At 70.0% G+C, this 24618-nt stretch carries 22 protein-coding genes, 3 pseudogenes and 1 CRISPR repeat array; of the genes and pseudogenes, 11 read left to right on the top strand and 14 right to left on the bottom strand.

Features of this window, described 5'->3' with window-relative positions:
- Positions 1 to 118 precede the first annotated feature (118 nt).
- The 3 genes from HCJ92_RS00635 to HCJ92_RS00625 all read left to right on the top strand — a co-directional run bounded on the left by HCJ92_RS00635 (position 119) and on the right by HCJ92_RS00625 (position 4199).
- Positions 119 to 1228 (top strand): DegT/DnrJ/EryC1/StrS family aminotransferase, encoded by a 1110-nt coding sequence (locus HCJ92_RS00635; RefSeq protein ID WP_167931348.1) that lies wholly within the window; start codon positions 119 to 121, stop codon positions 1226 to 1228.
- Between the two features lie 249 nt (positions 1229 to 1477).
- The gene (locus tag HCJ92_RS00630; protein WP_167931347.1) at positions 1478 to 2962 is read left to right on the top strand and encodes an NDP-hexose 2,3-dehydratase family protein; all 1485 of its coding nucleotides are present in this window, start codon (positions 1478 to 1480) and stop codon (positions 2960 to 2962) included.
- A 28-nt stretch (positions 2963 to 2990) separates the two neighbouring features.
- Positions 2991 to 4199 carry a methyltransferase domain-containing protein gene (locus HCJ92_RS00625; RefSeq protein WP_338053942.1) on the top strand — a complete coding sequence of 403 codons (1209 nt, stop codon included), beginning with the start codon at positions 2991 to 2993 and terminating at the stop codon, positions 4197 to 4199.
- A gap of 83 nt (positions 4200 to 4282) precedes the next feature.
- Here HCJ92_RS00625 and HCJ92_RS00620 read toward each other — a convergent pair whose 3' ends face one another.
- The 3 genes from HCJ92_RS00620 to HCJ92_RS00610 form a co-directional block, all read right to left on the bottom strand.
- Positions 4283 to 5641: a carotenoid oxygenase family protein gene (locus tag HCJ92_RS00620; RefSeq protein ID WP_167931346.1), complete on the bottom strand. Its 1359-nt coding sequence runs from the start codon at positions 5639 to 5641 to the stop codon at positions 4283 to 4285.
- Between the two features lie 86 nt (positions 5642 to 5727).
- On the bottom strand, positions 5728 to 6558 hold the full coding sequence (locus HCJ92_RS00615; RefSeq protein WP_167931345.1) for an ABC transporter permease: 831 nt from the start codon (positions 6556 to 6558) through the stop codon (positions 5728 to 5730).
- Positions 6555 to 7532 (bottom strand): ATP-binding cassette domain-containing protein, encoded by a 978-nt coding sequence (locus HCJ92_RS00610; RefSeq protein WP_338053941.1) that lies wholly within the window; start codon positions 7530 to 7532, stop codon positions 6555 to 6557. Before HCJ92_RS00610 ends, HCJ92_RS00615 begins: the two co-directional genes overlap by 4 nt.
- A gap of 166 nt (positions 7533 to 7698) precedes the next feature.
- Between HCJ92_RS00610 and HCJ92_RS00605 the strand changes: the two genes are divergently transcribed.
- Positions 7699 to 8463 (top strand): TetR/AcrR family transcriptional regulator, encoded by a 765-nt coding sequence (locus tag HCJ92_RS00605; protein WP_167931343.1) that lies wholly within the window; start codon positions 7699 to 7701, stop codon positions 8461 to 8463.
- Between the two features lie 16 nt (positions 8464 to 8479).
- On the opposite strand, the gene HCJ92_RS00600 is transcribed toward HCJ92_RS00605, so the two are convergent.
- The 3 genes from HCJ92_RS00600 to HCJ92_RS00590 form a co-directional block, all read right to left on the bottom strand.
- Positions 8480 to 9796, bottom strand: a complete 1317-nt coding sequence (locus tag HCJ92_RS00600; RefSeq protein ID WP_167931342.1) for an activator-dependent family glycosyltransferase — start codon at positions 9794 to 9796, stop codon at positions 8480 to 8482.
- 30 nt (positions 9797 to 9826) lie between these two features.
- A complete protein-coding gene (locus tag HCJ92_RS00595) occupies positions 9827 to 11107 on the bottom strand; it encodes an activator-dependent family glycosyltransferase (RefSeq protein WP_167931341.1) in 1281 nt (426 codons plus the stop codon).
- Between the two features lie 447 nt (positions 11108 to 11554).
- On the bottom strand, positions 11555 to 12124 hold the full coding sequence (locus tag HCJ92_RS00590; RefSeq protein ID WP_167931340.1) for a TetR family transcriptional regulator: 570 nt from the start codon (positions 12122 to 12124) through the stop codon (positions 11555 to 11557).
- A 102-nt stretch (positions 12125 to 12226) separates the two neighbouring features.
- Here HCJ92_RS00590 and HCJ92_RS00585 point away from each other — a divergent pair, with 102 nt between their 5' ends.
- Together HCJ92_RS00585 and HCJ92_RS00580 are read left to right on the top strand one after the other, a co-directional pair.
- On the top strand, positions 12227 to 13135 hold the full coding sequence (locus HCJ92_RS00585) for an alpha/beta hydrolase family protein (RefSeq protein ID WP_167931339.1): 909 nt from the start codon (positions 12227 to 12229) through the stop codon (positions 13133 to 13135).
- A gap of 391 nt (positions 13136 to 13526) precedes the next feature.
- Positions 13527 to 13934, top strand: coding sequence for a hypothetical protein (locus tag HCJ92_RS00580; protein ID WP_167931291.1), 408 nt, complete (start codon positions 13527 to 13529; stop codon positions 13932 to 13934).
- Positions 13935 to 15010: 1076 nt separating this feature from the next.
- On the opposite strand, the gene HCJ92_RS00570 is transcribed toward HCJ92_RS00580, so the two are convergent.
- From HCJ92_RS00570 to HCJ92_RS00550, 5 genes are all read right to left on the bottom strand, one after another.
- On the bottom strand, positions 15011 to 16141 hold the full coding sequence (locus tag HCJ92_RS00570; RefSeq protein WP_167931364.1) for a hypothetical protein: 1131 nt from the start codon (positions 16139 to 16141) through the stop codon (positions 15011 to 15013).
- Positions 16142 to 16143: 2 nt separating this feature from the next.
- Complete coding sequence (locus HCJ92_RS00565; protein ID WP_338053940.1) at positions 16144 to 16452, bottom strand: helix-turn-helix domain-containing protein; 309 nt, start codon at positions 16450 to 16452, stop codon at positions 16144 to 16146.
- Entirely contained in the window at positions 16449 to 17192 is a 744-nt protein-coding gene (locus tag HCJ92_RS00560) for a hypothetical protein (protein WP_167931338.1), read from the bottom strand. Before HCJ92_RS00560 ends, HCJ92_RS00565 begins: the two co-directional genes overlap by 4 nt.
- A gap of 280 nt (positions 17193 to 17472) precedes the next feature.
- On the bottom strand, positions 17473 to 18216 hold the full coding sequence (locus HCJ92_RS00555; protein WP_338053939.1) for a hypothetical protein: 744 nt from the start codon (positions 18214 to 18216) through the stop codon (positions 17473 to 17475).
- A 153-nt stretch (positions 18217 to 18369) separates the two neighbouring features.
- A complete protein-coding gene (locus HCJ92_RS00550; protein ID WP_167931336.1) occupies positions 18370 to 19266 on the bottom strand; it encodes a cyclic nucleotide-binding domain-containing protein in 897 nt (298 codons plus the stop codon).
- Between the two features lie 134 nt (positions 19267 to 19400).
- Between HCJ92_RS00550 and HCJ92_RS00545 the strand changes: the two are divergent.
- Positions 19401 to 19643, top strand: a pseudogene (locus tag HCJ92_RS00545) (transposase family protein); the annotation flags it as partial.
- Positions 19644 to 19758: 115 nt separating this feature from the next.
- Here HCJ92_RS00545 and HCJ92_RS25475 read toward each other — a convergent pair.
- The 3 genes from HCJ92_RS25475 to HCJ92_RS25465 form a co-directional block, all read right to left on the bottom strand.
- On the bottom strand, positions 19759 to 20160 hold the full coding sequence (locus tag HCJ92_RS25475) for a CRISPR-associated endonuclease Cas1 (RefSeq protein ID WP_338053938.1): 402 nt from the start codon (positions 20158 to 20160) through the stop codon (positions 19759 to 19761).
- Positions 20161 to 20405: 245 nt separating this feature from the next.
- Positions 20406 to 20588, bottom strand: a complete 183-nt coding sequence (locus HCJ92_RS25730; RefSeq protein ID WP_420824654.1) for a type I-E CRISPR-associated protein Cas6/Cse3/CasE — start codon at positions 20586 to 20588, stop codon at positions 20406 to 20408.
- On the bottom strand, positions 20563 to 20808 hold the full coding sequence (locus HCJ92_RS25465) for a hypothetical protein (protein WP_338053943.1): 246 nt from the start codon (positions 20806 to 20808) through the stop codon (positions 20563 to 20565). The genes HCJ92_RS25730 and HCJ92_RS25465 overlap by 26 nt, the downstream gene beginning before the upstream one ends.
- Before the next feature lie 375 nt (positions 20809 to 21183).
- Between HCJ92_RS25465 and HCJ92_RS00525 the strand changes: the two genes are divergently transcribed.
- The 4 genes and pseudogenes from HCJ92_RS00525 to HCJ92_RS00510 form a co-directional block, all read left to right on the top strand.
- On the top strand, positions 21184 to 21450 hold the full coding sequence (locus tag HCJ92_RS00525) for an integrase (RefSeq protein WP_167931335.1): 267 nt from the start codon (positions 21184 to 21186) through the stop codon (positions 21448 to 21450).
- 108 nt (positions 21451 to 21558) lie between these two features.
- Positions 21559 to 21936 (top strand): annotated as a pseudogene (locus tag HCJ92_RS00520) (hypothetical protein); the annotation flags it as partial.
- Positions 21937 to 22037: 101 nt separating this feature from the next.
- Positions 22038 to 22634, top strand: a complete 597-nt coding sequence (locus HCJ92_RS00515) for a YdcF family protein (protein ID WP_167931334.1) — start codon at positions 22038 to 22040, stop codon at positions 22632 to 22634.
- A gap of 146 nt (positions 22635 to 22780) precedes the next feature.
- Positions 22781 to 23077 (top strand): annotated as a pseudogene (locus HCJ92_RS00510) (HAD family hydrolase); the annotation flags it as partial.
- 569 nt (positions 23078 to 23646) lie between these two features.
- A CRISPR array of direct repeats spans positions 23647 to 24561; the repeat unit is 37 nt; unit sequence GTTGCGATCCTCGACCGCCCCGGAGGACGGTCGCCAC.
- Positions 24562 to 24618: the final 57 nt, after the last annotated feature.

Genomic DNA, 24618 nt, shown 5'->3' with positions numbered 1-24618 from the left:
CCTTCGGACTGGGGTGACACTCCCCCCTCTGGGGCAGCTAGGGGTTGCCGGACACCACCCCTTGCACGCGATTATCGAGGCATTCTCAGGCCGTAATTAAATGGTGCAGGAGGTGGCCGTGACCACGTATGTATGGGACTACGCGGCGGAATACGAGGATGAGCGCGACGACATCCTCGACGCCGTCGACCAGGTCTTCCGTTCGGGCCGACTGGTGCTCGGCGACAGCGTGCGCGGCTTCGAGGAGGAGTTCGCCGCCTACCACGGGGTCGCGCACGGGGTGGGTGTCGACAACGGGACCAACGCCATCAAGCTCGGTCTGCAGGCCCTCGGAGTGGGCCCCGGGGACGAGGTCATCACCGTTTCCAACACCGCAGCCCCGACGGTGGTGGCCATCCACGGCACGGGCGCCACCCCGGTCTTCGTCGACATCCGTCGGGACGACTTCCTGATGGACACCGACCAGCTCGCCGCCGCCATCACCCCGCGGACCCGCTGCCTGCTGCCCGTGCACCTGTACGGCCAGTGCGTGGACATGGCGCCGGTCGAGCGGCTCGCGGCCCAGCACGGCCTGACGATCCTGGAGGACTGCGCGCAGTCGCACGGCGCCCGCCACCACGGACGACTGGCCGGCAGCATGGGCAACGCCGCGGCGTTCTCCTTCTACCCCACCAAGGTCCTCGGCGCGTACGGCGACGGCGGCGCGACGATCACCTCCGATCCGGAGGTCGAGGAGAACCTGCGCCGGCTGCGGTACTACGGCATGAAGGACCGCTACTACGTCACCCGGATGCCCGGCCACAACAGCCGGCTCGACGAGGTGCAGGCCGAGATCCTGCGACGCAAGCTGGGCCGCCTCGACCAGTACATCGCCGGTCGCCGCGCCGTCGCCGAGCGCTACGCCGAGGGCCTGGGCGACACCGACCTGGTGCTCCCCCGGCTGGCGGAGGGCAACGACCACGTCTACTACGTCTACGTGGCACGGCACCCGCGGCGGGACGACATCCTCGAGCGGCTCAAGGCGTACGGGATCGAGCTGAACATCAGCTACCCCTGGCCCGTGCACACCCAGGCCGGGTTCGCGGACCTGGGCTACGCACAGGGCTCCCTGCCGGTCACCGAGGAACTGGCCGGCGAGATCTTCTCCCTGCCCATGTACCCCTCGCTGACCCCGGAGCGCCAGGACAAGGTCATCAGCGCGGTCCGCGAGGTGCTGCGGACGCTCTGAGCGCCCGACAGCACCGCCCCGCGCGGCCCGGCGAGTGATCCGCCCCGGCGAGCGGGCTCCCCCTCGAACCTCGCCGGGGCGTCCGCCTCGGACCGTCCCGAGGCCGCGAAGCAGGTCACCCCGCGCGTCCTCGCGACGCGCGAGGGCCACCGCCCACGAGGCCGCGACGTCCCTTCCTCCCCGGAGCACCGCGCCGGACACCGCGACCCGACCACGACGATCCCGCAGCGGCCCCGAGGAGTTGTTCCCATGACGGATCTGTCGGCCGACCCCGGTCGCGCACGCCCGGACGGCCCGCCCCTCGCGGCGCGGCTGGCCGCCTCGGTACGCACCCGGGACAGCGGGCTCGGGCCGCTGGCGGGCTTCCACGACTGGTTCGCCGACGCCTCCCGTCGCGCCTTCACCCACGTCGAGCGCGTCGGGCTGGACGAGCTGTCCGGCTGGTCCACCGACCCGGCGACGGGCGACCTGGCGCACGACAGCGGACGGTTCTTCCGGGTGGAGGGGGTGGACGTGCACCACCCGGACGGCCCGCTGCCCCGCTGGGCCCAGCCGATCATCAACCAGCCGGAGACCGGGATCCTGGGCATCCTGGTCAAGGAGTTCGACGGGGTGCTGCACTGCCTGATGCAGGCGAAGGTCGAGCCGGGCAACATCAACGGCCTCCAGCTCTCCCCCACAGTGCAGGCCACCCGGAGCAACTACACCCGGGTGCACCAGGGGCGTGCCGTCCCCTACCTGGAGTACTTCCGCGACCCCTCGCGTCACCGGCTGATCACCGATGTCCGGCAGTCCGAGCAGGCGGCCTGGTTCCTCCGCAAGGCGAACCGGAACATGGTGGTGGAGACCACCGAGGACGTGGAGCTGCTCGGCGGCTTCCGCTGGCTGACCCTCGGCCAGCTGCACCGGCTGCTCCGTGAAAACAACGTGGTCAACATGGACACCCGTACGGTGCTGTCCTGCCTGCCGTTCTGCGACCCCGGTGCCGCGGGGCCGGCGGAGGCGAGCGGCGCGGGGGCCGACGCCTTCACCGCCGCGTTGCTGCGGTCGTGCGCCGGCGGCAAGGACCCCGTGGCCGAAGCGGAGGGGGTGGACGAGGTACTGCGGTGGGTCACCGAGGTACGAAGCCGGCCGGAGGTCGGCGTCACCCGGGTGCCGTTGCGCGGGCTGCCCGGCTGGACGCGCGCCGCGGGCGCGATCACCCACGAGAGCGGGCGCTTCTTCGAGGTGATCGGGGTGGACGTGCGGGCCGGAGGTCGAGAGGTGCGGGGGTGGACCCAGCCCATGGTCCGCCCGTGTGGCGACGGGCTGGCCGCGCTCGTGGTGAAGCGGGTCGACGGGGTGCTGCGGGTACTGGTGCAGGCCCTGGTGGAGCCGGGCTGTCTGAACGTCTGCGAGCTGGCCCCCACCGTGCAGTGCGTACCGGACGACCTGGCGGTACTGCCCCCCGCCGCTCGACCGGCCCTGCTGGACACCGTGCTGAACGCCCCGCCCGCGCGGGTCCTGTTCGACGCCACGCTGTCGGAGGAGGGCGGTCGTTTCCATCACGCCCTCACCCGCTACCTCATCGTGGAGGCCGACGAGGAGCTGGAGTTCGACCATCCGGACTTCCGCTGGATGACGGTACGGCAGCTGTCCGGCCTGCTGCGGCACAGCCACTACGTCAACATCCAGGCACGCAGCCTCGTGGCCTGCCTGCATTCGCTGTCCGAGCGGGACGACACCACCCACTGACCCACCTCACCCTCCGGAGTAGTGCGCCGTGCCGAATTGCCGGATCTGCAAGGACGTTGTCCACGAGTTCTTCGACTTCGGACGGCATCCGCTGTCCCAGGCCTTCCTCAGCGCCGAGGACGCCGCGGTGCCCGGCCGGGAGTACCGATACCGCCTGGCGATCGGCGTGTGCGAGTCCTGCCGGATGGTGCAGCTGCTGGAGGAGATCCCCCGGGAGCGCAAGTTCCACCGGGGCTACCCGTACCACTCCTCCGGCTCCACCGTGATGCACCGGCACTTCACCGAGATCGGCCGACGCTTCCTCGGGACCGAACTCAGCGGCGACGACCCGCTGCTGGTCGAGATCGGCAGCAACGACGGAGTGACCCTGCGGACGGTCGCCGAGGCCGGCGTGCGGCAGCTCGGCTTCGAACCGACCGGCACCGGAGGCGCGGGGCGGATGCACCGGGCCTTCTTCGACGCGGGATCGGCCCGTGAGGTCCGCGCCGCCGAGGGCCCCGCGGACGTGATCTACTCCGCCAACACCGTCTGCGACATCGCGGACATCGCCGAGGTGTTCGCCGGCGCGGACGCGCTGCTGACCGCGGACGGCGTGCTCGTCTTCGAGGACCCCTACTGGGGCGAGATCATCGAGCGGACCAGCTTCGACCAGATCTACGACGAGCACTTCTACTTCTTCACCGCCAGCTCGGTGGCCACGACGGCGGCCCGCTTCGGCTTCGAACTCGTCGATGTGGAACGGCTGCCGGTGCACGGCGGCCAACTGCGCTACTGGCTGGCGCGTTCCGGTCGGCGGGCCCCGGCCCCCGCCGTCGCGGAGGTCCTGGCCGAGGAGGAAGCCCGGGGACTGACCTCCGCGGAGACGCTCAAGTCGTTCGCCGCCACCCTGCTGGGCATCGGTGACGACCTGGTGGCGCTGCTGCGGAAGCTGAGCGCAGAGGGTCACAGCATCGTCGGGTACGGCGCGACCGCCAAGAGCTCCACGGTGCTCAACTACTGCGGCATCGGACCGGACCTGCTGCCCTTCATCTGCGATACCACCCCGGCCAAGCACGGCACGGTCACGCCCGGATCGCACATCCCGGTGCGGGAGGCGGCGGCATTCCGCTCGCCCTACCCCGACTACGCGCTGCTGCTCGCGTGGAACCACGCCGAGGAGATCCAGGCGAACGAAGAGGAGTTCCGCGCCGCGGGCGGCAAGTGGATCCTCTACGTGCCCGAGGTCCGCATCGTCTGACCGGCCGCGACCGGGCTCGACGACCGTGGCCACGGCACTGTGCGGCAGTTCGCCGGGCGGCCTGCGGGGCCGTGGGGCGGACCTCAGTCGGGCAGCCAGGAGCCGTGCAGCCCCAGCGGCACCCGCACCGGCAGATGGACCCGGGCGACCGGTTCCCCCAGGAAGTCCTCCGCGGAGACGACGAGGAGGTCGGCGGCGTCGCGCTCCGGATTGTGCGCGTAGGCCAGCAGGTACCCCCGCTCCTCCCCCGCCCCGCTCGCGGCGGGGGCGAAGGCGGCCTCGCCCACCGTCTCGTGGGTGCCGAGGTGGTGGACCTCGGTGGTGCCCCGCTCCAGGTCGTGCTTGATGAGGGCGTTCTCCCGTGCGGCGTCGGGTGCCCGCTCCCCCGTCGGCACGTACCGCCGGTAGAGGGCGGCGGTCGCGACGGTGTACCCGAAGCGGTGCCGCACGGAGGTCACCTCCTCGTTGACCCGGGGGAACTCCTGCGGCCGGTCGTCGAGCCGCTCCTCGGTGAGGTGGCCCGCCGTGAGGTCGATCGTCCAGCGGTCCAGACCGCCGTAGCCGGGTACCCGCATCGCGTCCACGTCGAAGCCCTCGGGGAAGGTCACCAGGTCGACGATGACACGGTCGCCGTCGTCGTACGCGTTGAGCGTGTGCGAGACGAAGCAGGGGGCGACCTCGAACCAGCGCACCGGGCCGCCGTCGCGGGGCAGCACCGCGACCCGCGAGGGCCGGTCGTGGTCCCAGACGAAGGGGACCCGCGCGCCGCCGGCATGTGCCTCGGCGCTGAAGACGACCGGGGAGTCGTAGATGACGACGTGGCGCTCGGTCAACGCGAAGTCGTGGATCATCGGGCTGCCGTCCATCGGCACGTCCCGCCAGTGCGTGACCGTCCCGTCGACGTCCATCACCAGGTGGCGAGCGGTGTCCGAGCCGGTGAGGTAGGAGACGCTGTGCAGCTCCCCGGTGTGCGGGTCGCGCTTGGTGTGCGCGGCGGCGGTGAAGTTGGGCGGGCTGCCACCGAGCGAGTGGGGGCCCACGGTGTCGAGCTCGCCGGTGAGCTCCTGCGGGCAGGCCTCCCCCTCGGTGAGGGCGAAGATGCGGCCCGCGTGCCGGATGACGTGGGTGTTGCAGGCGAAGTCGCCGCCGTAGGGCGGCCGGACGCCCTTCTCGGGTTCGCCGAGCGCCCGGCGCACGTGGTCGGAGCGGACCCAGCGGTTGCGGTACCACTCGGCGCGGCCGTCCTGCAGCCGCACGCCGTGCACCATGCCCGGCCCGTGCATCCAGTGCGCGGCGGCCGGGTCCTCCACCCCCAGTGCGTTGGGCCCGATGCGCAGGTATCTGCCCCGCAGCTCTGCCGGGATCCTGCCGGTCACCGACAGGTCGAAGGCGGTGATCTCCTCGGTGACCGGGTCGAACGGACCGGCCGGCACGGAACTCATCAGGCGGCACTCCTCGGGAGGGGCCGGCCGACTGCCCGGGGAGTCGTCGATGAGACGCTCCGGGCAGCCGGCCGGAGAGGTGACGGTCAGGCGAACCGGCGGCGGAACTGCCGGGTGGAGCCCCAGATGCAGAGCGCGGTGATCCCGCCCCACCAGAGGACGGCGAGCCACACGGAGTTCCCGACCGGCTGGTCCAGCATCAGCGCCCGCACCGAGTCGATCACGTGGGTGATCGGCTGGTGCTCCACGAAGACGCGGATGCCCGCGCCCATGGTCTCGGTGGGCGCGAAGACGTTGCTGGCGTAGGGCAGGAAGACCAGGATGAGCGCCATGCCGCTGGCGGCCTCGGTCGACTTGGCGAGCTGGCCCAGCAGTGCGGAGATCCAGCCCACGGCGAAGGCGAACAGCAGCAGCAGGGCAAAGGCGGCGATCCACTTGAGGATGTTCACCTCGGGCCGGTAGCCCACCGCGAAACCGAGGCCGAACAGCACCGTGACGGCGATGACGGCACGCATCACGGCGGCGGCGACGTGCGCGAAGACCACGGAGATCGCGAGGGTGGACATCGAACGCAGCCGCTCGACGAATCCCTCCTGCATGTCCATGAACACACCGGCGGTCGTGGAGACCGCGATGAGGGTGACACCGATCGCGAAAATGCCGGGGATGAGGAAGTTGACGTAGCTGCTGTCGCCGGGCTCGATGGCGCCGCCGAGCATGTAGCGGAAGAGCAGCATCATCACCACGGGGATCATCACGAACGTGACGATCTCCTCCGGCTGACGGGTGATGTGGCGCATGTACCGCCCAGTGAGGACCATCGTGTCGCTCACCACCCCGAGGACCGACTGGTTCGGGGACTGCCGCTGCGTCTGCTGCTGCGGCGTGGTCTGCTTCTGTTCTGTAGCGGTGCTCACTTGACAGCTCCTCCTTCCTGGACGAGAACGGGCTCCTGCTGCTTGGGCGTGTTCCGGGCGGTGAGCTTCAGGAACACGTCGTCGAGCGTCGGCTTGTCGATCGCCATCGAGGCCACGGACACGCCCACCTGCTCGATCCGCGCCACGACGCCGACGAGGGCAGAGGCGTCGGCGGCGGCGACGGTGAGGGTCTTCTCCTCCTCGTCGTACTCCAGGTCCGGGCCGACGAGCGAGGCGCGCGCCTGACGGAGGGAGCCCTCGTCCGCGAAGGTGATCACCATGCGGTCGCTGCCCATACTGCCCTTGAGCTCCGCGGGGGTGCCCTGGGCGACCACGGTGCCGTTGTCGATCACAGCCACCTGGTCGGCCAGCTGGTCGGCCTCCTCCAGGTACTGGGTGGTCAGCAGCACGGTCGAGCCGCCCTCCAGCAGCTGCTCGATCGCCGCCCACATGGTGCGCCGGCTGCGCGGGTCGAGCCCGACGGTCGGCTCGTCCAAGAAGACGATCGGCGGTGAGGTGATCAGGCTGACCGCGAGGTCCAGGCGCCGCTTCATGCCACCGCTGTACTCCATGACGGGGCGGTCCCCCGCCTCCACCAGGTCGAACTGCTCCAGCAGTTCGGCGGCCCGCCGCGTGGCCGCAGCGCGGCCGATGCGGTGCAGTCGGCCCAGCATCACGAGATTCTCGCGGCCGGAGTGCACGTAGTCGATCGCCATGGTCTGGCTGACCAGCCCGATCGAACGCCGCACCTCGGTGGCCTGCCGCACCACGTCGAGGCCGTTGACGAGCACCTGGCCCCCGGACGGGGGGATGAGCGTGCTCAGGATGCGAACGGTCGTGGACTTGCCCGCGCCGTTGGGCCCCAGCAGCGCCAGCATGGTGCCGCGCTCGACCTGGAGGTCGATCCCCTTCAGGACCTCCGTATCCCCATAGGATTTACGGAGATCGGAGATCTCGATTGCATTTTTACTCACCACGGGTCGATTTCTCCTCGCTCCTTGTCGAACCCTCGTGACCCCGACACCAGAGAGAGGAACAGACGCCGCCGCAAGGCGCGGGTCACCTGGATCCACGTTTGTGTGTACGGGATACACGGTAGTGTAGCCTATACACAGTGCCCTGAGAGTCAAGTGAGAACGGATGAAGAACATGCCTCGTGAGGGATCCGGTAGGCCGCGGACCACACTGGACCTGCTCTGGGGAACCGGCGACGGGGGCACTCGGGGCCCCAGGCCCACGCTCAGCCCGGAGAAGATCGTCCAGGCCGCCGTCGAGGTGGCGGACGCCGACGGGCTCGGCGCGCTGTCCATGCAGAAGGTGGCGGACCGACTCGGCTTCACCACCATGTCCCTCTACCGGCACGTGCCGGGCAAGGAACCGCTGATCGAGCTGATGATCGACCGCGCGGTGGGCACCCCTCCCGAGCTGTCCGCGCACCCGGACTGGCGCACGATGGTCGAGGCGTGGATCGAGGCGCTGTGGAACCGCTACCAGCAGCACCCGTGGATGCTGCACGTGCAGGCGGGCCCGCCGTTGGGTCCCAACCAGCTGTCCTGGCTGGAGTCGCTGCTCACCGCGCTCGCCGACACCGGCCTCACCGACGACGAGCGCTTCGTCATCAGCCTCTACCTCAACGGCGCCACCCTCGGCATCGCCCGGCTCGTCTCCGACGCCGAGCAGGTCACCGCCGACCGGGGTGTACCCGCCGAGCAGCTCAGCACCGACTACTCCGAGGCGATGGGGCGACTCATCGACTCCGACCGCTTCCCCGTCCTGACCTCGCTGGTGCGGTCCGGGGCCCTGAACGCGCCCGCCTCGGCGACGGGCCGCGCCGCACCCGACTACGAGTTCGGCCTGCGCCGACTCATGGACGGAGTCGAGGCCTACGTGGCGGAGCGCACCTGAGGGGCCGGGCACCGTCTCAGCCCCGTGCCCGGCGGGCCGCGCCCACCCGCTCGACCAGCTGCTCCACGATGCCCGCGGGCGGCGGCACCCGCATCAGCTCCGCGCGCACCTCGCGCGCGGCGGTGGCGAACGACGGCTCCTTCAGCAGTCGCGCGACTCCGTCCCGCAGCACCTCGGGCGTCGCCTCCTCGGGCTCGACGAGGATCCCCGCCCCGCGCTCCGCCAGATGCCGGCCGAGCGCGGCCTCGTCCCACCACGGGGCCGGGACGGTGACACTCGGGACCGCATGCGGCAGCACCGACCCCACCGTGCCGAACCCCCCGTGGTGCACCACCGCCGCACAGGTGGGCAGGAGGTCGTTCAGCGGCACGAAGTCCACTGCCCGGACGTTGTCCGGCAGCTCGCCGACCGCGGCACGCTGGTCCGCCGTGAGCGTGGCGACCAGCTCGATGTCCAGCTCCGCCAGGGCCCGCAGCACCGAGCCGACCGGGTCCTCCCCCCGTCCGTCGCCGGACACCGACACCTTGTCGCGTCCCAGCAGCTCCCGCCCCGACATCCCCATCGAGAAACAGACACGGGGCCGATCCGGCACCTCCGGCACCCAGGGCTGCACTCCGGTCGGCCCGTTGTACGTCACGTGCCGCATCCCCAGCCGGTCCACGGCCAGGGGCAGCTGCATCCACTCCGGCGTGGGATCGATGGTCCACTGCCCGGTCATCAGTTCCCGGTCGAGCGACGGGTCGTAGGGCACGTCGTAACGGGCCAGGCGCCCGGCCAGCCAGTCGGACACCGGGTCGTCGCGCTGCTCGACGGGCAGCAGCGCCATGCGGTCCTCGTAGACGTCCAGCATCCGCGAGGTGTAGTCCAGCCCGAACAGCATGCGGGCGTGGGCGGCGCCGCAGGCCCGCGCGGCGATCGCACCGGCGAAGGTCAACGCGTCCCAGACCACCAGGTCCGGCTCCCAGTCCCGACAGAACTCCACCAGGTCGTCCACCACGGAACGGCTGGTGATGTGCTCGTACTCCACGGCGCAGCCCAGGGTGAAAACGCCCAGGATGCCGTTCCAGTCGAGTCGCTCCGGGTCCGGGTCCGTCACCCCCGTCAGCCGTCTGCCGTCTCCCCCGGGGCCGCCGCCGGGGTCCCGGAAGGAGCCTGCGAGGTCCAACGCGTCACCGACCGGCACGGCGGTGAGCCCGGTACGGGTGATGGCCTCGGCCAGGTCCGGCTGGCTGGCCACGCGTACCTCGTGCCCGGCGGCCCGCAGCGCCCAGGCGAGCGGCACCTGGTTGAACAGGTGCGGCTTGGCGGCGAACACCGTGAACAGGACCCGCATGCGTCTCTCCGATCCGACGGGGTGGCCGGCTCAGCGGCCGGGACGGTACTGCTCGGTCAGCTCCCGCAACCGCGAGACGGTCGCGCGGGGGCTCGGCGTCTTCAGCAGCTCCTCGCGCACCCGGGCCGCGCCCTCGGCGAGTACCGGCTCGTGCAGCAGCCGGGACAGCCCGCTCCGCAGCTCGTCCAGGGTGAAGTTCCCCGGCTCGAGGAAGACGCCCGCGTCACGCGCGGCCAGACTCCGGCCGAGGTCGGCCTCGTCCCACCACGGCGCCGGGATCGTCATGCTCGGCACCCCGTGTCCCAGCACGCTCCCCAGCGTGCCGAAGCCGCCGTGGTGGATCACCGCCGAACAGGTCGGCACCAGCTCGTTCAGCGGCACGAAGTCCACCGCCCGGACGTTGTCCGGCAGGCTCTCCACCTCGGCGAGCTGCGCGCGGTTGAGGGTGGCCACCAACTCGATGTCGAAGTCCGCCAGTCCGCACAGCAGTTCACCGACGGACAGCACGTCGCCGCCGAGCAGCTCACGCCCGGACATGCCCAGCGAGAGGCACACCCGCGGCGCGGCGGGGCGTTCGTGGATCCAACCGGGCACGGCGGTGGGGCCGTTGTAGGGAATGTGCCGCACCGGAACCCTGAGATGGTCGAGCTCGAACTGCATCCAGCCGGGGGTGGGGTCGATGGTCCACTGGCCGGTGATCAACTCCCGGTCCAACGAAGGGTCGTAGGGCACGTCGTAGCGGGCCAACCGCCCGGCGAGCCAGTCGGATACCGGGTCCTCCCGCTGCTCCACCGGCTGCCGGTCCCGCAGCTCCCGGTAGAAGCCGTACATCCGGGCCACGTAGTCCATTCCGAAGAGCATCCGGGCCTGCGCGGCGCCGCACGAACGGGCGGCGACGGCCCCGGCGAAGGTCAACGCGTCCCAGATCACCAGGTCCGGCTGCCATTCACGGCAGAACTCGACCAGGTCGTCCGTCATCGCCTGCCCCGCCAGGTACTCGTACTGCACCGAGCAGGCCACGGTGAAGGCGCCGAGCACGCGTTCCCAGGTCAGGGTCTCCGGACGCTCCTCGATCATGCTCCCGGCGACACCCTGGAAGGTCTGCGCGGTGGGGCCCCCGCCGGCCGTGGCGCCCATCCCCAGCTCCTCACCGACCGGCACCGCCGTGAGGCCGGTACGGGTGATGGCCTCGGCCAGGTCCGGCTGGCTGGCCATCCGCACCTCGTGCCCGGCCGCCTGCAACGCCCAGGCCAGCGGCACCTGGTTGAACATGTGGGTCTTGGCCGCGAACACCGTGAACAGGACGCGCATGGATGCTCCCGGGGACTGCGTCGGCGGTGGGCTGACCGGCGGCGGTCGCATCGGGACGGTCCGACGCACCCCGGCGCCACCGCGGCGGGTCGCAGACCTGAGCCGCACGGGGCCGGGGAGCCGCCAGGCGGGTCCACGGTAGGAAGCCGACGAGGGGGCGGTAACCCCTAGCCACCCCTGATGGCGGGCGCACCACCCACCGCACCGGGCGCGGGGGACCGGTTCGGCCGCCGACCGCCGCCGCCGCGCGCGGAGAAGACCCGAGTGGCCGGCCGAGACGCGGGCCCCGGCCCTCGGGTTCCACCGGCCACGGCTGCGACGCACCACTCGATCGGGTCGGCGCCGCGACAAGCGGACGCGAGAGTGCGAGAACCGGCGGAGCAGATGCGCGGGTGCCCTCGCTCCGCCGCCGGCTCCCGGCGCCGAACCCCGGCGCCGAACCTGCCGTCACCGCTCGGTGCGGCACCCGGCCAGGAGGAGGGCGACCATCCGCCTGGCGTCGGCCTGGCCGTAGTCGGGACCGGTGATGCACAGGTTCCCGACGGCGCGCATGAGTGGGTAGGCGGTGACGTCACGCCGGAGTTCACCGGCCGCGGTACCGGCGTCGAGCAGCGTCGCGCATGCAGGTACCAGGGTGTCGAGCATGAGGGCGTGAAGGTTCTCCAGGCCCGGTTCACCGGAACCCAGCGCCGCTCCGAGGCCGTGCTTGGTCACGAGAAAGTCCACGAAGGCGTCGATCCACCGGGTCAGCGCGGTGAAGGGCGAGTCGGACTCCTCGAGGAGCCGGGGTGCGAGGTCGGCGCAGACCTCGACCTGGTGCCGGTAGACGGCGGTGACCAGGTCCGCCCGGGTCGGGAAGTTCCGGTAGATCGTGCCGACGCCCACTCCCGCACGGTGGGCGATGTCCCGGACGGGTGCCTGGACGCCCTGGTCGACGAAAGCCGCCGCCGCGGCCTCGAGTACACCGCTTCGGGTGCGCTGCGCCTGCGCGCGTCGCACCCCGCCCGACTCCGTCACGGATGCCTCCCGTTTGTTCGCGGAACAATGTTCCGTTAAATTGGCGGAACGACGCTCCGCCAAAGTATGGCAGAGCCCCTCCACAGAGAGCTCAGGTCACCCATGCCCTCGCACTCCCCCGGCCGACAGATCGTCTCTATCAAGCCCGTCACCGTTCCCACTCCGGAGCTCGGTAGGGACCTGCAGGTGAGAGTCACAGCCCCCCGGTCGGGCGCGGACCTTCCCGTGATCGTCTTCTCCCACGGCAACGCCTGGTCCATGGACGGGTACCAGCCTCTCGTCGAACGGTGGGCCGACGCCGGGTTCGTCGTCGTACAGCCCACCCACCCGGACTCCCGGCGCAACACCATCGGCTGGGACGACCCGGCCTTCGCCCGTATATGGCGCGTCCGGATCGACGACCTGCACGCGATCCTCGACCACCTGCGCGACGTCCTGGACCGGGCCGGCGTAGAGAACCGCGCCGACTGTGAACGCACCGCCCTGGTCGGCCACTCGTGGGGCGCCCAGACCGTCGGCGCCGTCCTCGGCGCACGTGTGCTGGACGCGGAGGGCCTTCCCGGCGAGGACTTCTCCCACCCCGGGGTGTCGGCCGGCGCACTGATCACGGCAGCCGGGACCGGGGACACCCTGACCCCGTTCACGGCGGAGCACCTGCCCTTCATGCGGCCGGATTTCTCCACCATGACCACCCCGGCCCTGATCATCTCGGGCGGCAAGGACCAGTCGCAGCTCTCCACCCGGGGGCCGGAGTGGTTCACCGACGCCTACCACCTCGCCCCGGCACCCAAGAGTCTGCTCACCATCGCCGAAGCCGAGCACACCATGGGCGGCATCGCCGGGGAGGCGGTCGCCGAGACCACCGACGAGAACCCGGCCCGGGTCACGTTCGTCGCCGACACGATCGCCGCCTATCTCCACGCGGCCCTCGGCCCCGACGACACCCGGTGGACCGCCCTCGGCGACTCCGGCACCAACGAAGGCGGCAACTGGACCCTCACCAGCAAGTGAGCCCGGTCGGTGAGGAGCCGTAGGGGCCACGCCCCGGCTCCCGCCGCGGTGCGGCCCCTACGGCTTCCACCCGAACCTGCCGGTGATTGCGGCCAGCCGACTGAGCCGCCGCCGACCCACCGGCCTTGCCGCCGGCGGGCTCGGCGCCGAGCACTCGAACACACCACCCGCTCCCGACGTCGCGATAGCGTGCTCGACCACCACCGAACAGGCGCCCAGCGCCGCGCACCACACCACGACCACCTGAGCGAGGGAGAGTCCTGACATGTCCCAGCGGCCCGCCGCGGAGGGCGCGACACCGGCACCCGCCCCACAGAGGAGCGGGCTCAGCGCCCTGCGCGAAGCGGCCTGCCGCCTGCGTGCTGGTGAACTTCGCCCCGAAGATCTACCGATGATCGCCGCCGAGGCAGTGGCAGCCGGCATCGACACCCCCGGCCTGTGCGACCTCGCCGGGTGGCCCCGCACTGCCGACCCCCGCGACACTCGCGACGCGTTTGAACACGCGCTCTCCGAAGCCGCGGTCACACCACCGGCGCAGGGCCTGGCGCGACGTCACGCCCTGCGCCGGATGGCCGCGCGACTCGTGTCCGAGAACGTCTCTCCCGCGGAGCTTGCGATCTACGACTGGGGGGACGTGCAGACCGACACTGCTGAGGAGGACGCGCTGGTGGCACTGTTCCCGTCCTGCGGATGCTGCATCAGGTACTCCGTCGGAATCGATGTCCGCAGGTGGGAGGTCGAAGTTCGCCAGGCCGCCCTGGCGCTCACACTGTCCACCTCGACCGGTCCCGGCTGCTGACCTGACTCGGGCGGCTGACGCCGGCGTCCCGCTCCACGTTCTGCGCAGGATCGCGGGACACGGTTCGCTGACCACGACGCAGCGTTACCTCCACCCGGACATGCGGGCGGTCGAACGTGCGGGGCGGTCGCTGAGCGGCTTCTCGGGGGTTCCGGGTCCGGCACTGGCCCGGCTGGTCCCACAGTGGTCCCACGGCGGGCGCCCGGCGGCCACCTGCGGAGCGTTCCCTGAGCCGTCGCAGAAACGACCAAAGGCCTGTTGAGCTGGATCTTCTCCAGTCCAACAGGCCTTTCGACTGCTGTCGGGACGACAGGATTTGAACCTGCGACCCCTTGACCCCCAGTGGGCGAACCACAGGTCGTCGCATACCTGCCAGTCCGCAACAAGCAGGTCAGGGCCGCCACGTCCGCCTCTCAGTCCGGCAGCTCGCTGGCCGTGACAGACAGTCCGTGAGAGACCCGTGAGAGGCAGTTACTCCTCTTCGGCTCTCGCGCAGCTTCACGGGTGCGTCGACATGTTCCAGGCGAAGCGATGACCCGCCGGCGCGAGGCGATAATGGGGGTGATGCCGCAGGCCTGCCGATCTCCCCGGGGGCGACGAGGCAGTCTCGTTTGAATCGGCGGGCGGACCAGGGGAAGGTGGCCGCGATGGCGAGTCCTGCCGGTGCATGGTCGCGATCTTCTCGTAGCGGGTGGCGATGCCGCGCCACAGCTTCAATCGATTGATGCACCGTTCGACGGTGTTGCGCCGTTTGACGGTCTTAGTGGTGCGTCCGCCGCAGCACCGGCCGAGGGCACGACCGTCGGGCTCGCCGGCCGGCACCCCTTTTCGCGGTCCGGGCCGTGCGCTGGTTGCGATTCTCGACCGCCCCGGAGGACGGTCGAGGATCGCTACGCACAGCCGTGCCCGATGAGGTGCACGCCGCCGAGTGGAGGCCTCCCTCCGAGGCAAGGGGCGAACACAAGGTGACGCATACCCGTGATCCCGAGCGCACAGTTCAGGGCGCCCTATCCACCGCCCAGCATGTTCCCCCCCCTGTGACACACCGCCCGTGAGAGGGCCCTGAGAGCACGGGGTCATGCAGCGTCGCCGCCCGCCAGCGCACGGGCCTTGGCCGCCCACTCCCCCATCCTCGTGATGGCGGAGGTAAGTTGCTTCACTGCGGCGGAGATCTCCTTCGCTGGCTTCCGGAGGTGCCGGCTCAGGCGGACCATGGCGCCAGCCGAGGCGCCGAAGGAGCTGATCTGCGCCAGACCATCCTGCGCGGCCTCATCCAGAGATATCAGTTGCTCGAGGAACTCCTCCCCACCCTCACCCCGGTTCTCAGGCGGCGTCATCTCGATGAGCCCCAGCGCAGCCCGTACACCACTGTCAAGGGTCATCATCCGTTCCGCGAACGCGGCCGCGAAAGCGTTCAGTTCGCCCGTGGGCGCGCTGATCGTCTCCGAGTACCGGGCGATGGCGGCAAGCCGCGCGCTCATGGGCACGTTCGCCTGGGTCAGATCGAGCATCTCGGTGCCGCACTGCTCGGTCAACACTCCGATCGTCTCGATCGTTTTCGTGATCGCTTCCATGTCGGCGGCCATCTCGTCCAACCCGTCGTCGATCACCGCGAAGTCATCGAGCAGCCCCGGTGTGTCCTCCTCCTCACCGTTCCCGTCGTTGCTGGCTTCGGGAGCAGGGGCCGGTCCGTCACTGGTCTGCAGTCCACGCAGCACCCGTGCCGGTGTGAGAAGTTCAAAGCCGTCCCGAAGTCCGGCTTCCAGAGCGCTCTCGATCTCCTTGCGCGCTCCGGCCAGATGGCTGCGCGCCCGCTGATAGCGGATTGTCCTGATCGACGCGATATCGAAGGGCAGCTGTCCTGCCTCCCCGATATGGATCGTCGGCTTGCCGGTAATGTGCCGCAGCCCCAACTCGTACATCACGTTGGAGTTGCCGCCACTGACGTCCGCGACGACCAGCTCGGACTCGACGACGTGCCGGCAGATCTGCTCGTTGATGTCACCGGCGTTCGCGATGCCATCAGCTCGCACCGCGGTGATGCCGTACTTCTCGCAAGCGGGGGCGATCACCTGCTCGAAGATGCCGAGGTGGTGCTCGTACGCCTCGCGCTCGGGACTGCCGTGCGCGGCATGTGGGTCCCCGATGGGGCCGATAACGAAACAACTCCGGAGCTGGTCGGACTCTTGTCGGAGCAACTGTGACATGATCACGCGAGAACCTCCGATGCGTGAGCGTGGATGTCGTCGGATTGGACTGCGAGCGCTGCATCGTCCGCCGGGGGGACGGCGTACACCGGCCGCTCCTCGATGCCGAGGGCGCGTAACAGGTAGGCGGTGGGGATGCGGTAGCGTCCACCGACCCTCAGCACAGGACACGGGAAGGCGCCGAGGCGGATCAGCTTGTACGCCGTCGCGGGGCAGATACCGAAGGCGCGGGCGGCTGTACGCAGGTCAACGCTCAGGGGTAGGTCGAGAGCCTCCGCGAAACCGAGCGGCAGGCTGGACCGGCCGCTCACCGCCGGGCTCCTGCCGGGCGCAGGACCAGCGTGCCGATGAGGTCGGCGTCCTCGTGGCGGCGGGCCCGGAACACCAGGTCGGGCAGGTGGCTGCCGGTCCGCGGGCAGCCTTCCCGGGGGCGCGGCTCGGCGAAGCGGAGCGTGGCGTACAGGCCCTCGCGGCGGGGCGGGGGTGTGATGTGCACTTCCCATCCCTCGGACGGACGGGGCCCTTCCTCCGGTGGGACGGCGGCGTTGCGAGTCTCGGCGAAGGCATCGATGTCGACCACGGAGGTCTCCCTCGTGACGCGCTTCGCGTAAGCCCACATCCCGTTCACCGCCTCCTTGATCAGGCGGCCGCCCGTGTCGGGGCCAGCCGGGGCTGCCGCGTCGAGGGCGGCAAGCACAACCAGGACGGCCTCCGCCTCCAGGTCTGCCCGGCCGAGCCACCGCCAGCGACGCAGGATCCGGTGGAGGTTTCGGTACAGCCCGGGCAGGGCCAGCCACACGACGAACAGCCGTCCAGTGCCGTCGCCGTCCCGCGGCTCCCGCCGGGCATCGGTGACGGCCTGCTGCCATACCGCCGCGCCCAGCGCCGCGTCCCTCCGCGAACCGTAGAGCACCCTCCTGCTCTCCTCCGGGGAGAGCTGGAGGGTGCGGGAGTCTACGTGCACTGTGAGGGACGGCTGCTTGCCACCGGGCAGTCCGGGAACACCCCGGTCGATCAGGGCGAAGACGCCACCTGATCCGGTTAATGTCATGTCTTCTTCTCCTTTCCGGCCCTATCGGGCCGGAAGTAGGCAAGGGCGGCGGCGGCCCGATCGCAGACGCGCGCGAGCTCGGTCAGGGCCGATCGCACAGCCGCGTGCCGCGCCATGCGAGCCGAGCGCGCCGTGCCGTTCCGGCGCCGCGACCGTGCGGCGGACGAGGCGGGCGGGTGGAAGTGAACGTCGCCATACACGGCGTGGCCGATGTTCACCCCATAGTCCGCCCACTGGCTGTCGCCCCGCTCCTGCCAGAGCGGGGCCGGGTAAGGGGCCGTCACCGGGTTGGCCCGGACCCAGCCGACGGAGGGGGCACAGGCAGGCCGACAGCGCCGATAGTGAGGCCGCCGACGACGTCCCGACCGACGGCTGCGCCCTGGTTGACGTGCTGGGACAAGGGCGTCCGGCTCGGGTCACCGGGGTCCCGTGAGGGCTCGGGCTCGGGCTTGGGCTCCGGCGCCTCTGCGACGGCCGACCGGACATCGTCGGGCGCGTGGCCCGGTACGCGGACCCAGCCGTATCCGCCGAACTCCTTCACCCGTATATGGACCCGCGTGTACTGGGCGGGGTCGAGGTCCGGCCACCCGGCCCGCACGACGTCCTGGTACAGCCGGTCCGACACGATCACGGCGAGGTCCGCCGCGGTGAGGGTAGCGAGTAGGGCTCTGAGCTGGGGCGCGTTGACGTAGCGTGCCACGGCGACCGGCGCCGGGCCGGCGTGGCCGAGGGCGGCGTCCACGGCCACGCCGGTGTCCAAGGCCATCCGCAGCCTGACCCGCTGGGCAGCGGGGCGGGCGTTGCGGTCCCAGAGACGGACCGCGAGATGATGGACGAGGGGACCCAGCACGGCGTCCTCCGGTGTGTCCTCGGGAAGTACAGCGAACTCCAGGTCGCCCTGGGGCTGACGTATCCACGCCGACCGGTCCAGTCCGGCCACCGCCGCCGCCTCGTCCAGCATCCGTACCAGCTCGGATTGGACAGCCGACTGTGTCCGAGTGTCGAGACGGCTGTACTGCTCCACGTCTACGGCCAGGCACAGCCGGCGATGCGGTCTGCAGGCCGAAGACCGGAGAGGAGGGATCTCTTTCATGACAAAACTCCACCTTCCAGGCGTGTTGGGTGTGGTACACGCCAACTGTGAGCGGAAGGGGCGAGGACGGCCAAGAAAGCCGCATTAGTGCGGCTTTCTTGGCGTGGACCCATTACGTGCCCCAAGGAGGGCTGTCTCGTGCAGCCCGTCCAGGTCCCGCACATAGGTCCGCCGGTTGTCGGTGGTGATGATTCTCTTCTGTCTCAGCCGCGCAAGTGCTTTCTGCACGCTGCGTGTTCCAGCACCGGTGAGGGCGGCGAACTCGGGCTGCGACAGGGCCACATCGATACGCAGTGAATTCCGTTCACGCTGCCCGTAGGTGGCGGCCAGCTCGAGGAGTACGCGTGCCAGCCGGACAGGGACCGGGTACCCGCCGAACTCAAGCCGCAGGCGGTCGGATCGACGCAGCCGACCACAGACCATCCTCATGAGCGACAGCGATATCTCGGGGTGGGCGAGTAGAAAGGACTCCAGTTCACGCCTCGGGACGACGGTGGCGGCCACTTCACCACAGGCGGTGACCGTGGCTGATCGCGGCCCCACGCCCATCGCAGCCACCTCGCCCACGATGTCCCCAGCGACCCTGATGTCCACGAGGGACTCCCGGTCCCGGTCCAGCCGGGCGGTCACCTTCACCAGTCCCACGTGCAGGACCACCAGCTCCTGTGCGTGGTCGCCCTCGTAGATAAGTACATCCCCCGCTGAGTAGCAACGCGGAGTGCCGAGCCGGTTAAAGGCGGCGCGTGCTTCGGACGGCAACGTGTCGAGGAAGGCCACGCGACCGTAGGAGAGTGAGCCGTGCATCATCAGCACAGCACAGCACTCGGTCTTCTCGGCGGCGAGCGCTTCCGTCCGGTGCGCCGGACGCACGCAGGGGCGCGCAACAGCGCACATTCGGCGTGTCCGTCGCACCTCCCGCGGGCCGGAAGTGCGGCGAAGCCGGAGGTTCAGTTCGGTCGGACTGGTGATCGCCTCGGCCACGCCGTAGGATCCGAGGAGCAGGAGCCAGACCAGCAGATCGCGGATCTCGGAGCGGCGCGCGGGTGAAGGTGCCTGACGGTTGTCCCGTCTAAGGCCTGTCCCGTAGTGCAGGTCAGCAGTGAGATGATCTTGTGGTGGCTGGTGTGATCACGGCGTCGGAGGCGTCCTGGATAGCCCCGTTCGCCGGGCTGAGCCCGCGGCAGTTCGGCAAGCTGGTCACCGCGCTGCGACGCGAAGGGGCGGACCCGGTGCGCAGGGGCCGGCCGTGGAGCTTGCCGTTGGAGGACCGGGTGCTGCCTGGTCGCCGCCTACTGGCGGACCAACCTCATCCTGCCGTAGCCCCGTTGTTCGGCATCTCCAAGTCCGCCGTCGGCCGACCGCTACCCGGCAACCGCAACGACTGCAAGGCCTAGACTCCGGGGTTGACTTCGAACATCCAATGTGTGACGTGGCAGCGGAGGCCCTCCGGGGCTGCGATAAGGACGGTGACGGTCAGCAAGGTTGGTCCGGTGCCGGGGCTGGCGAAGTGCTGTTCCCCAAGCCTGCCCGGGTGGTGGGCGGGCCCATGGGGTGGGTGGCCCAGTTGACACCAGCGGAGACAGAGTCCCTGCGTTCGTCGCAGAGTTCGCTGGTCTCCGGGGCTTCGTAGTCGGTGCCTGCTGGCGTCAGGAGGACCTTGACGTCCTGGACGACACGCGAAAGGAGTTTGGTCTCGGCGATTCTGTCGCGTAGGCCAAGGCGTACGTCGCGTTCCTCGGTGAGGCCGTTGGCTGCCAGGTAGAAGGCGAGAGGAATGGTGTATTCAGCCTTGTAGAGGTCGGCGATGTCGAGTCTGAAGGAGATCGCCGATCCGGTGTGTACGACGCCGAGCCCTGGGCCGGCGCCGAGGCCCACGATGACGGCGTGGCAGATGCCGTTGGCGGCCGACAGGAGCCGGTTGAGGTGGTCGCCGGCAGCGAACGCGTCACCGACCTTGACGACGGTGTTGTCCTCGCGGTCGAGGTGGCTGCGTTCGACTTAGACGCCGGACACACGGTCGACGATGCGGTGCAGGTCGTGTGGGTGAACCTTCCACCAGATGTCAGCCATGGCTGTGGGTGTTTCGGGCGGGCAGCGAGGCGAGGGTCAGACAGAAGGCCTCAGCCGTATGCCTTCTGTGGGCCGATGCCGTTGAGCAGGCGCATGGTGAAGTGCGCCGGGTCGGTGATGCGGAGGTGGCCTTCGAAGGTCACGGCGGACGTCTGGCCTCCCCTGGGTGGACACCGGGTTGCGATCCTCAACCGCCTCGGAGGACGGTCACCACTGCCGGAGCACCGGGGCATGTACAAAACGGTCGGCTTCCAGCAGCGCGACGGGAAGCATCCTGGACGGGATGGCAGCGCGGCGCCGGTCCTTCGCCAGACGGGCGGAGACGGAGGCGGCGGCCACTGCGTCGCTGTGGGCGCGGAAGGTGTCGAGCACCCGCTGGGGACTGCTCTCGGCGGCAGCCCGGTCCGCGCGTGCTTCTCCGGTGAACCAGGCCAGCGCCTCCCAGGTGGACACAGGCTGCCCGGGAGCACCTCGACGGTCGCCGTAGCGCCGAGAGGGAACAACAGCGCGATCGGCGGCACTTCCAAAGCTTTGGCCAGCACTAGGAACTCGGCGAGATCGACCGAGGTCCGGCGGCCGGTCTCCAGGTTCGTGATCGTCGTTTTCTGTACGGGAACGCCGAGGGCGGCGCAGGCGTCGGCGGTCTGTGCCACCGTGAGGCTGGCAACCCTGCGGGCTTCGCGGACCTGCTCGGCCACCCGTGTGGTGAGCTGGGTGGACCACTCATCATTTGCCATGAATGCAATTCATGCACCAAGAATGTGATGCTGCCATATCCGTGATAGCTGTTCTCCGTCAGCTGAGGCCCCACACGATCGGAGAGCGACTATGACCACCTTCGGACACCCCGCTCCCTCCACCGGCATGACCCGCGACGAGCTGCTCGCCCTGCCCGTCGTGATTAGCCTCGATACCGCGAACCGAGCGCTGGCGATCGGCCGCAGCACCGGCTACGCCCTGGCCAAGCGTGACCAGTACCCCGTGAAGGTGCTGCGGCTCGGCAGCGCCTACCGCGTGATCACCGCGGACCTGCTCCGCGTTCTCAGCATCGACAGCGGCACTGCCGTGAGCACTGACCCTGACCTATGCGCATAGCCCGAGCGCGGTGCCCTCGGCGCCCGAAGAGGACGGCCACCGTCAGGTGAGCAGGGTGCCCTCTACCTCCCAGCGCCGACGGCGCCCTCCGGCCCCGGTCTGCGGATGGCGCTGAGCAAGGACGGGCAGCACGACTACGCGACCCGGGTCATGAAAGCCGCCACCCGCGAGTTCGAAATCCTGACCGAACCCGAGGACTGGTCAGTCGCCCATCAGAAAATCGCCCTCGCCCGTCGTGGGGCCGGAGACCTCACCGCCGCCCTGCGCTTCATCGCCATCGCCCGCGACAGCGGCAACGCCGACTCCCCGATGCAGCGCGTCCGCCTGGACACAGCGCATGGCCACATCCTGCTGTCCGACCCAGCAACCAGGGACGACGGTTTCGTCGCTCTCGACAAAGCCGCGGCCAGAGCGGAGCGGTACGGCCTCGTGCACCAGCTGCGCAGTATCAGGAGCATCATGGTCGGCAGCAGTGGGACGAGCTGACAGCAGCGACGGTGACCAGGGGACACAGCGTGCGCAATAGCAACCGACCCATTACCGACGACCAGTGGCATCGGGCCAGGGCGGTGTGGGACTACCACCAGATGCACCACGAAGTGCGCCCCGTCGATGCAGCGATCGGCCTGGGAAGGCACGACCTCGGCGTGGCCTCGTTCGCCGCCAGTCTCTACCGCTCCGGGCTCTTCCCGGTGCTGGTCTTCACCGGCGGCAACAGCCCCACCACCAAGGCCCGCTTTCCCCGCGGGGAGGCTGTGCACTACCGCGAGCACGCGATCGACCTCGGCGTCCCGGAGGCGTCGATCGTGCTGGAGCCGAAGGCTTCGAACACCGGCCAGAACATCACGTTCTCCCGCGCAGCCCTGGCCTCCGCCGGCGTCACGCCGTCCGCCGTGCTTCTGGTATCCAAGCCCTATCTGGAGCGCCGTTCCTTCGCCGCGGCACGCAAGCTGTGGCCCGGGGTGGAGGCGATCTGCACCTCGGAGCCCATGGAGCTCGACCACTACGTCAAAAGCATCGGTGACGAGAAGCTGGTGATCGACATGCTCGTCGGCGACCTCCAGCGAATCCTCGAATATCCCAAGCGAGGCTTCGCCATCGAACAGGATGTCCCCGACGACGTACGCCACGCGTACGAGTCCATGATCCGCGACGGCTTCACCAGCCGCCTCATCACTCCTTGACCCCCTACACCCTCCTCGCCCCGCAGCCGCTCCGCTCCTCCTCCCGCTCTCGTTACACGAGTCCCCAGGAGGCCGCATTGCCAGCTACCTAGCGGGGCCTGATCCTCAACTTCGGCGGCGTGCTTACCACGCGCACCCCGGGCCTGATGCGGCGCGCCCTGGCCAACCTCCGGTCGGGGCCGCCCATCGTCGCCGCCGCTCGGCGGGCGCGTGCGGCTGAGATCAAGTTGGCTTTGCTCAGCAACTCGTTCGGCGTCGAGCCGTACAACCCGTACGAGGAGCTGGGCATGTGCGACGGCTTCTTCGACGCGCTCGTCATCCTGTCGGAACTCGAAGGTGTACGGAAACCGTCTCCGCTCATCTACCAGCGCTCCCTCGAGAGGCTGGACTCGACGGGCCACGAGTGCGTGGTCGTCGACGATCACGCGGACGACCTGCCCCCGGCCGCGGCGCTCGATGTCCGTCCTGTTGATCACCAGACGGCCCCGGCCAGCGGCAGCGGGCTGCCTGCTGGCCGAGGCTGGCAGACCGGCGCAGTAGCGCGCGAGACGTGGTCGGCGCCCGCGAGACGGGTGGACAACGGTACGCAGAACCTGGGCGCGGCAGCCGAGTTTTGCCTTGGCGTGCGTACGTCGTCGGAGACATCCTGTTCGATGGCGAAGCCCCGCTTGGGATATTCGATGACCCGCGATGGCCAAGGCCACTGCTACGCCTGCGCCAGAGGCAAGCGCGATGACTCCTCCGGCCATCGCCAGCACCCGTATCAGCGCCACGGTCAGCAGCACCACGCGCGGCAGGAGCCGGTCGGCGAGATGTCCGCCGACCGGCTAGGCCGAACGGTCGCGGGGCCCACTCAGCGGCGAACGCTGCTCCGGCCCACGCCGCCGAGCCCGTCAACTGATAAGCCGGTAGGGGAACGGCGCGCTGCGCAACTGCGGCGGACAGACCGTCGCCAGCCAAAAGAACGGTCGCCACCTGGTCGCAGGACGTCGCCGAGGGCGGCTCCGAAGACATTGCGATCCTCGACCGCCCCGAAGGACGGTCGCCACGCGGGACGCGCCGTGGCGACAGCAGATGAAATCATGGTTGCGATCCTCGACCGTCCCGAAGGACGGTTGCCACCGGAGCGGCGGTGCAGCCAGGCGCCGACCTTCTCCTGGTTGCGATCCTCGACCGCCCCGGGGCACGGTCGCCACTCTCCGGGCACACCACCGCCTGGTGGTGGGTCGGGAGTTGCGATCCTCGACCGCCCCGGAGGACGGTCGCCACATCGCGTGCTGCCGCAACGCCACCGCTGGCAACTCGTTGCGATCCTCGACCGCCCCGGAGGACGGTCGCCACCTTGCGGATGCCGTCGTTGTAGACCCGGTTGATCACGTTGCGATCCTCGACCGCCCCGGAGGACGGTCGCCACCATCGAGGACGACACGAGCTACGACGCCGACGGCTGGTTGCGATCCTCGACCGCCCCGGAGGACGGTCGCCACACCCATGACTCTAGGTCGATTTCATCGGCTGAGAGGTTGCGATCCTCGACCGCCCCGGAGGACGGTCGCCACACCTGGCATCTTGCCCTTCAGCCGGGCGACTTCGCGCCGGTTGCGATCCTCGACCGCCCCGGAGGACGGTCGCCACCGTTCCAGATGCTCATGGTCCCCACCGGGACGGAGAAGTTGCGATCCTCGACCGCCCCGGAGGACGGTCGCCACAACGTCAGCGGGATCGGGGTCCTCGTCGCGGTCGGGTTGCGATCCTCGACCGCCCCGGAGGACGGTCGCCACCGGTGACCGAGGTGGACGCGGTCGACATCGACGGGGTTGCGACCCTCGACCGCCCCGGAGGACGGTCGCCACATGTACAGGATGCGTCGTGGTCGGTCGTACCAGATCGGTTGCGATCCTCGACCGCCCCGGAGGACGGTCGCCACCCCGGCGCGGAGGCGCGGACAGGGCGGCGAGACGTTGTTGCGATCCTCGACCGCCCC

Source organism: Streptomyces spiramenti, from assembly GCF_012034385.1.
In the GTDB taxonomy this organism is placed as follows: Bacteria; Actinomycetota; Actinomycetes; order Streptomycetales; family Streptomycetaceae; genus Streptomyces; species Streptomyces spiramenti.
This window is presented reverse-complemented; position numbering and strand designations above follow the sequence as displayed.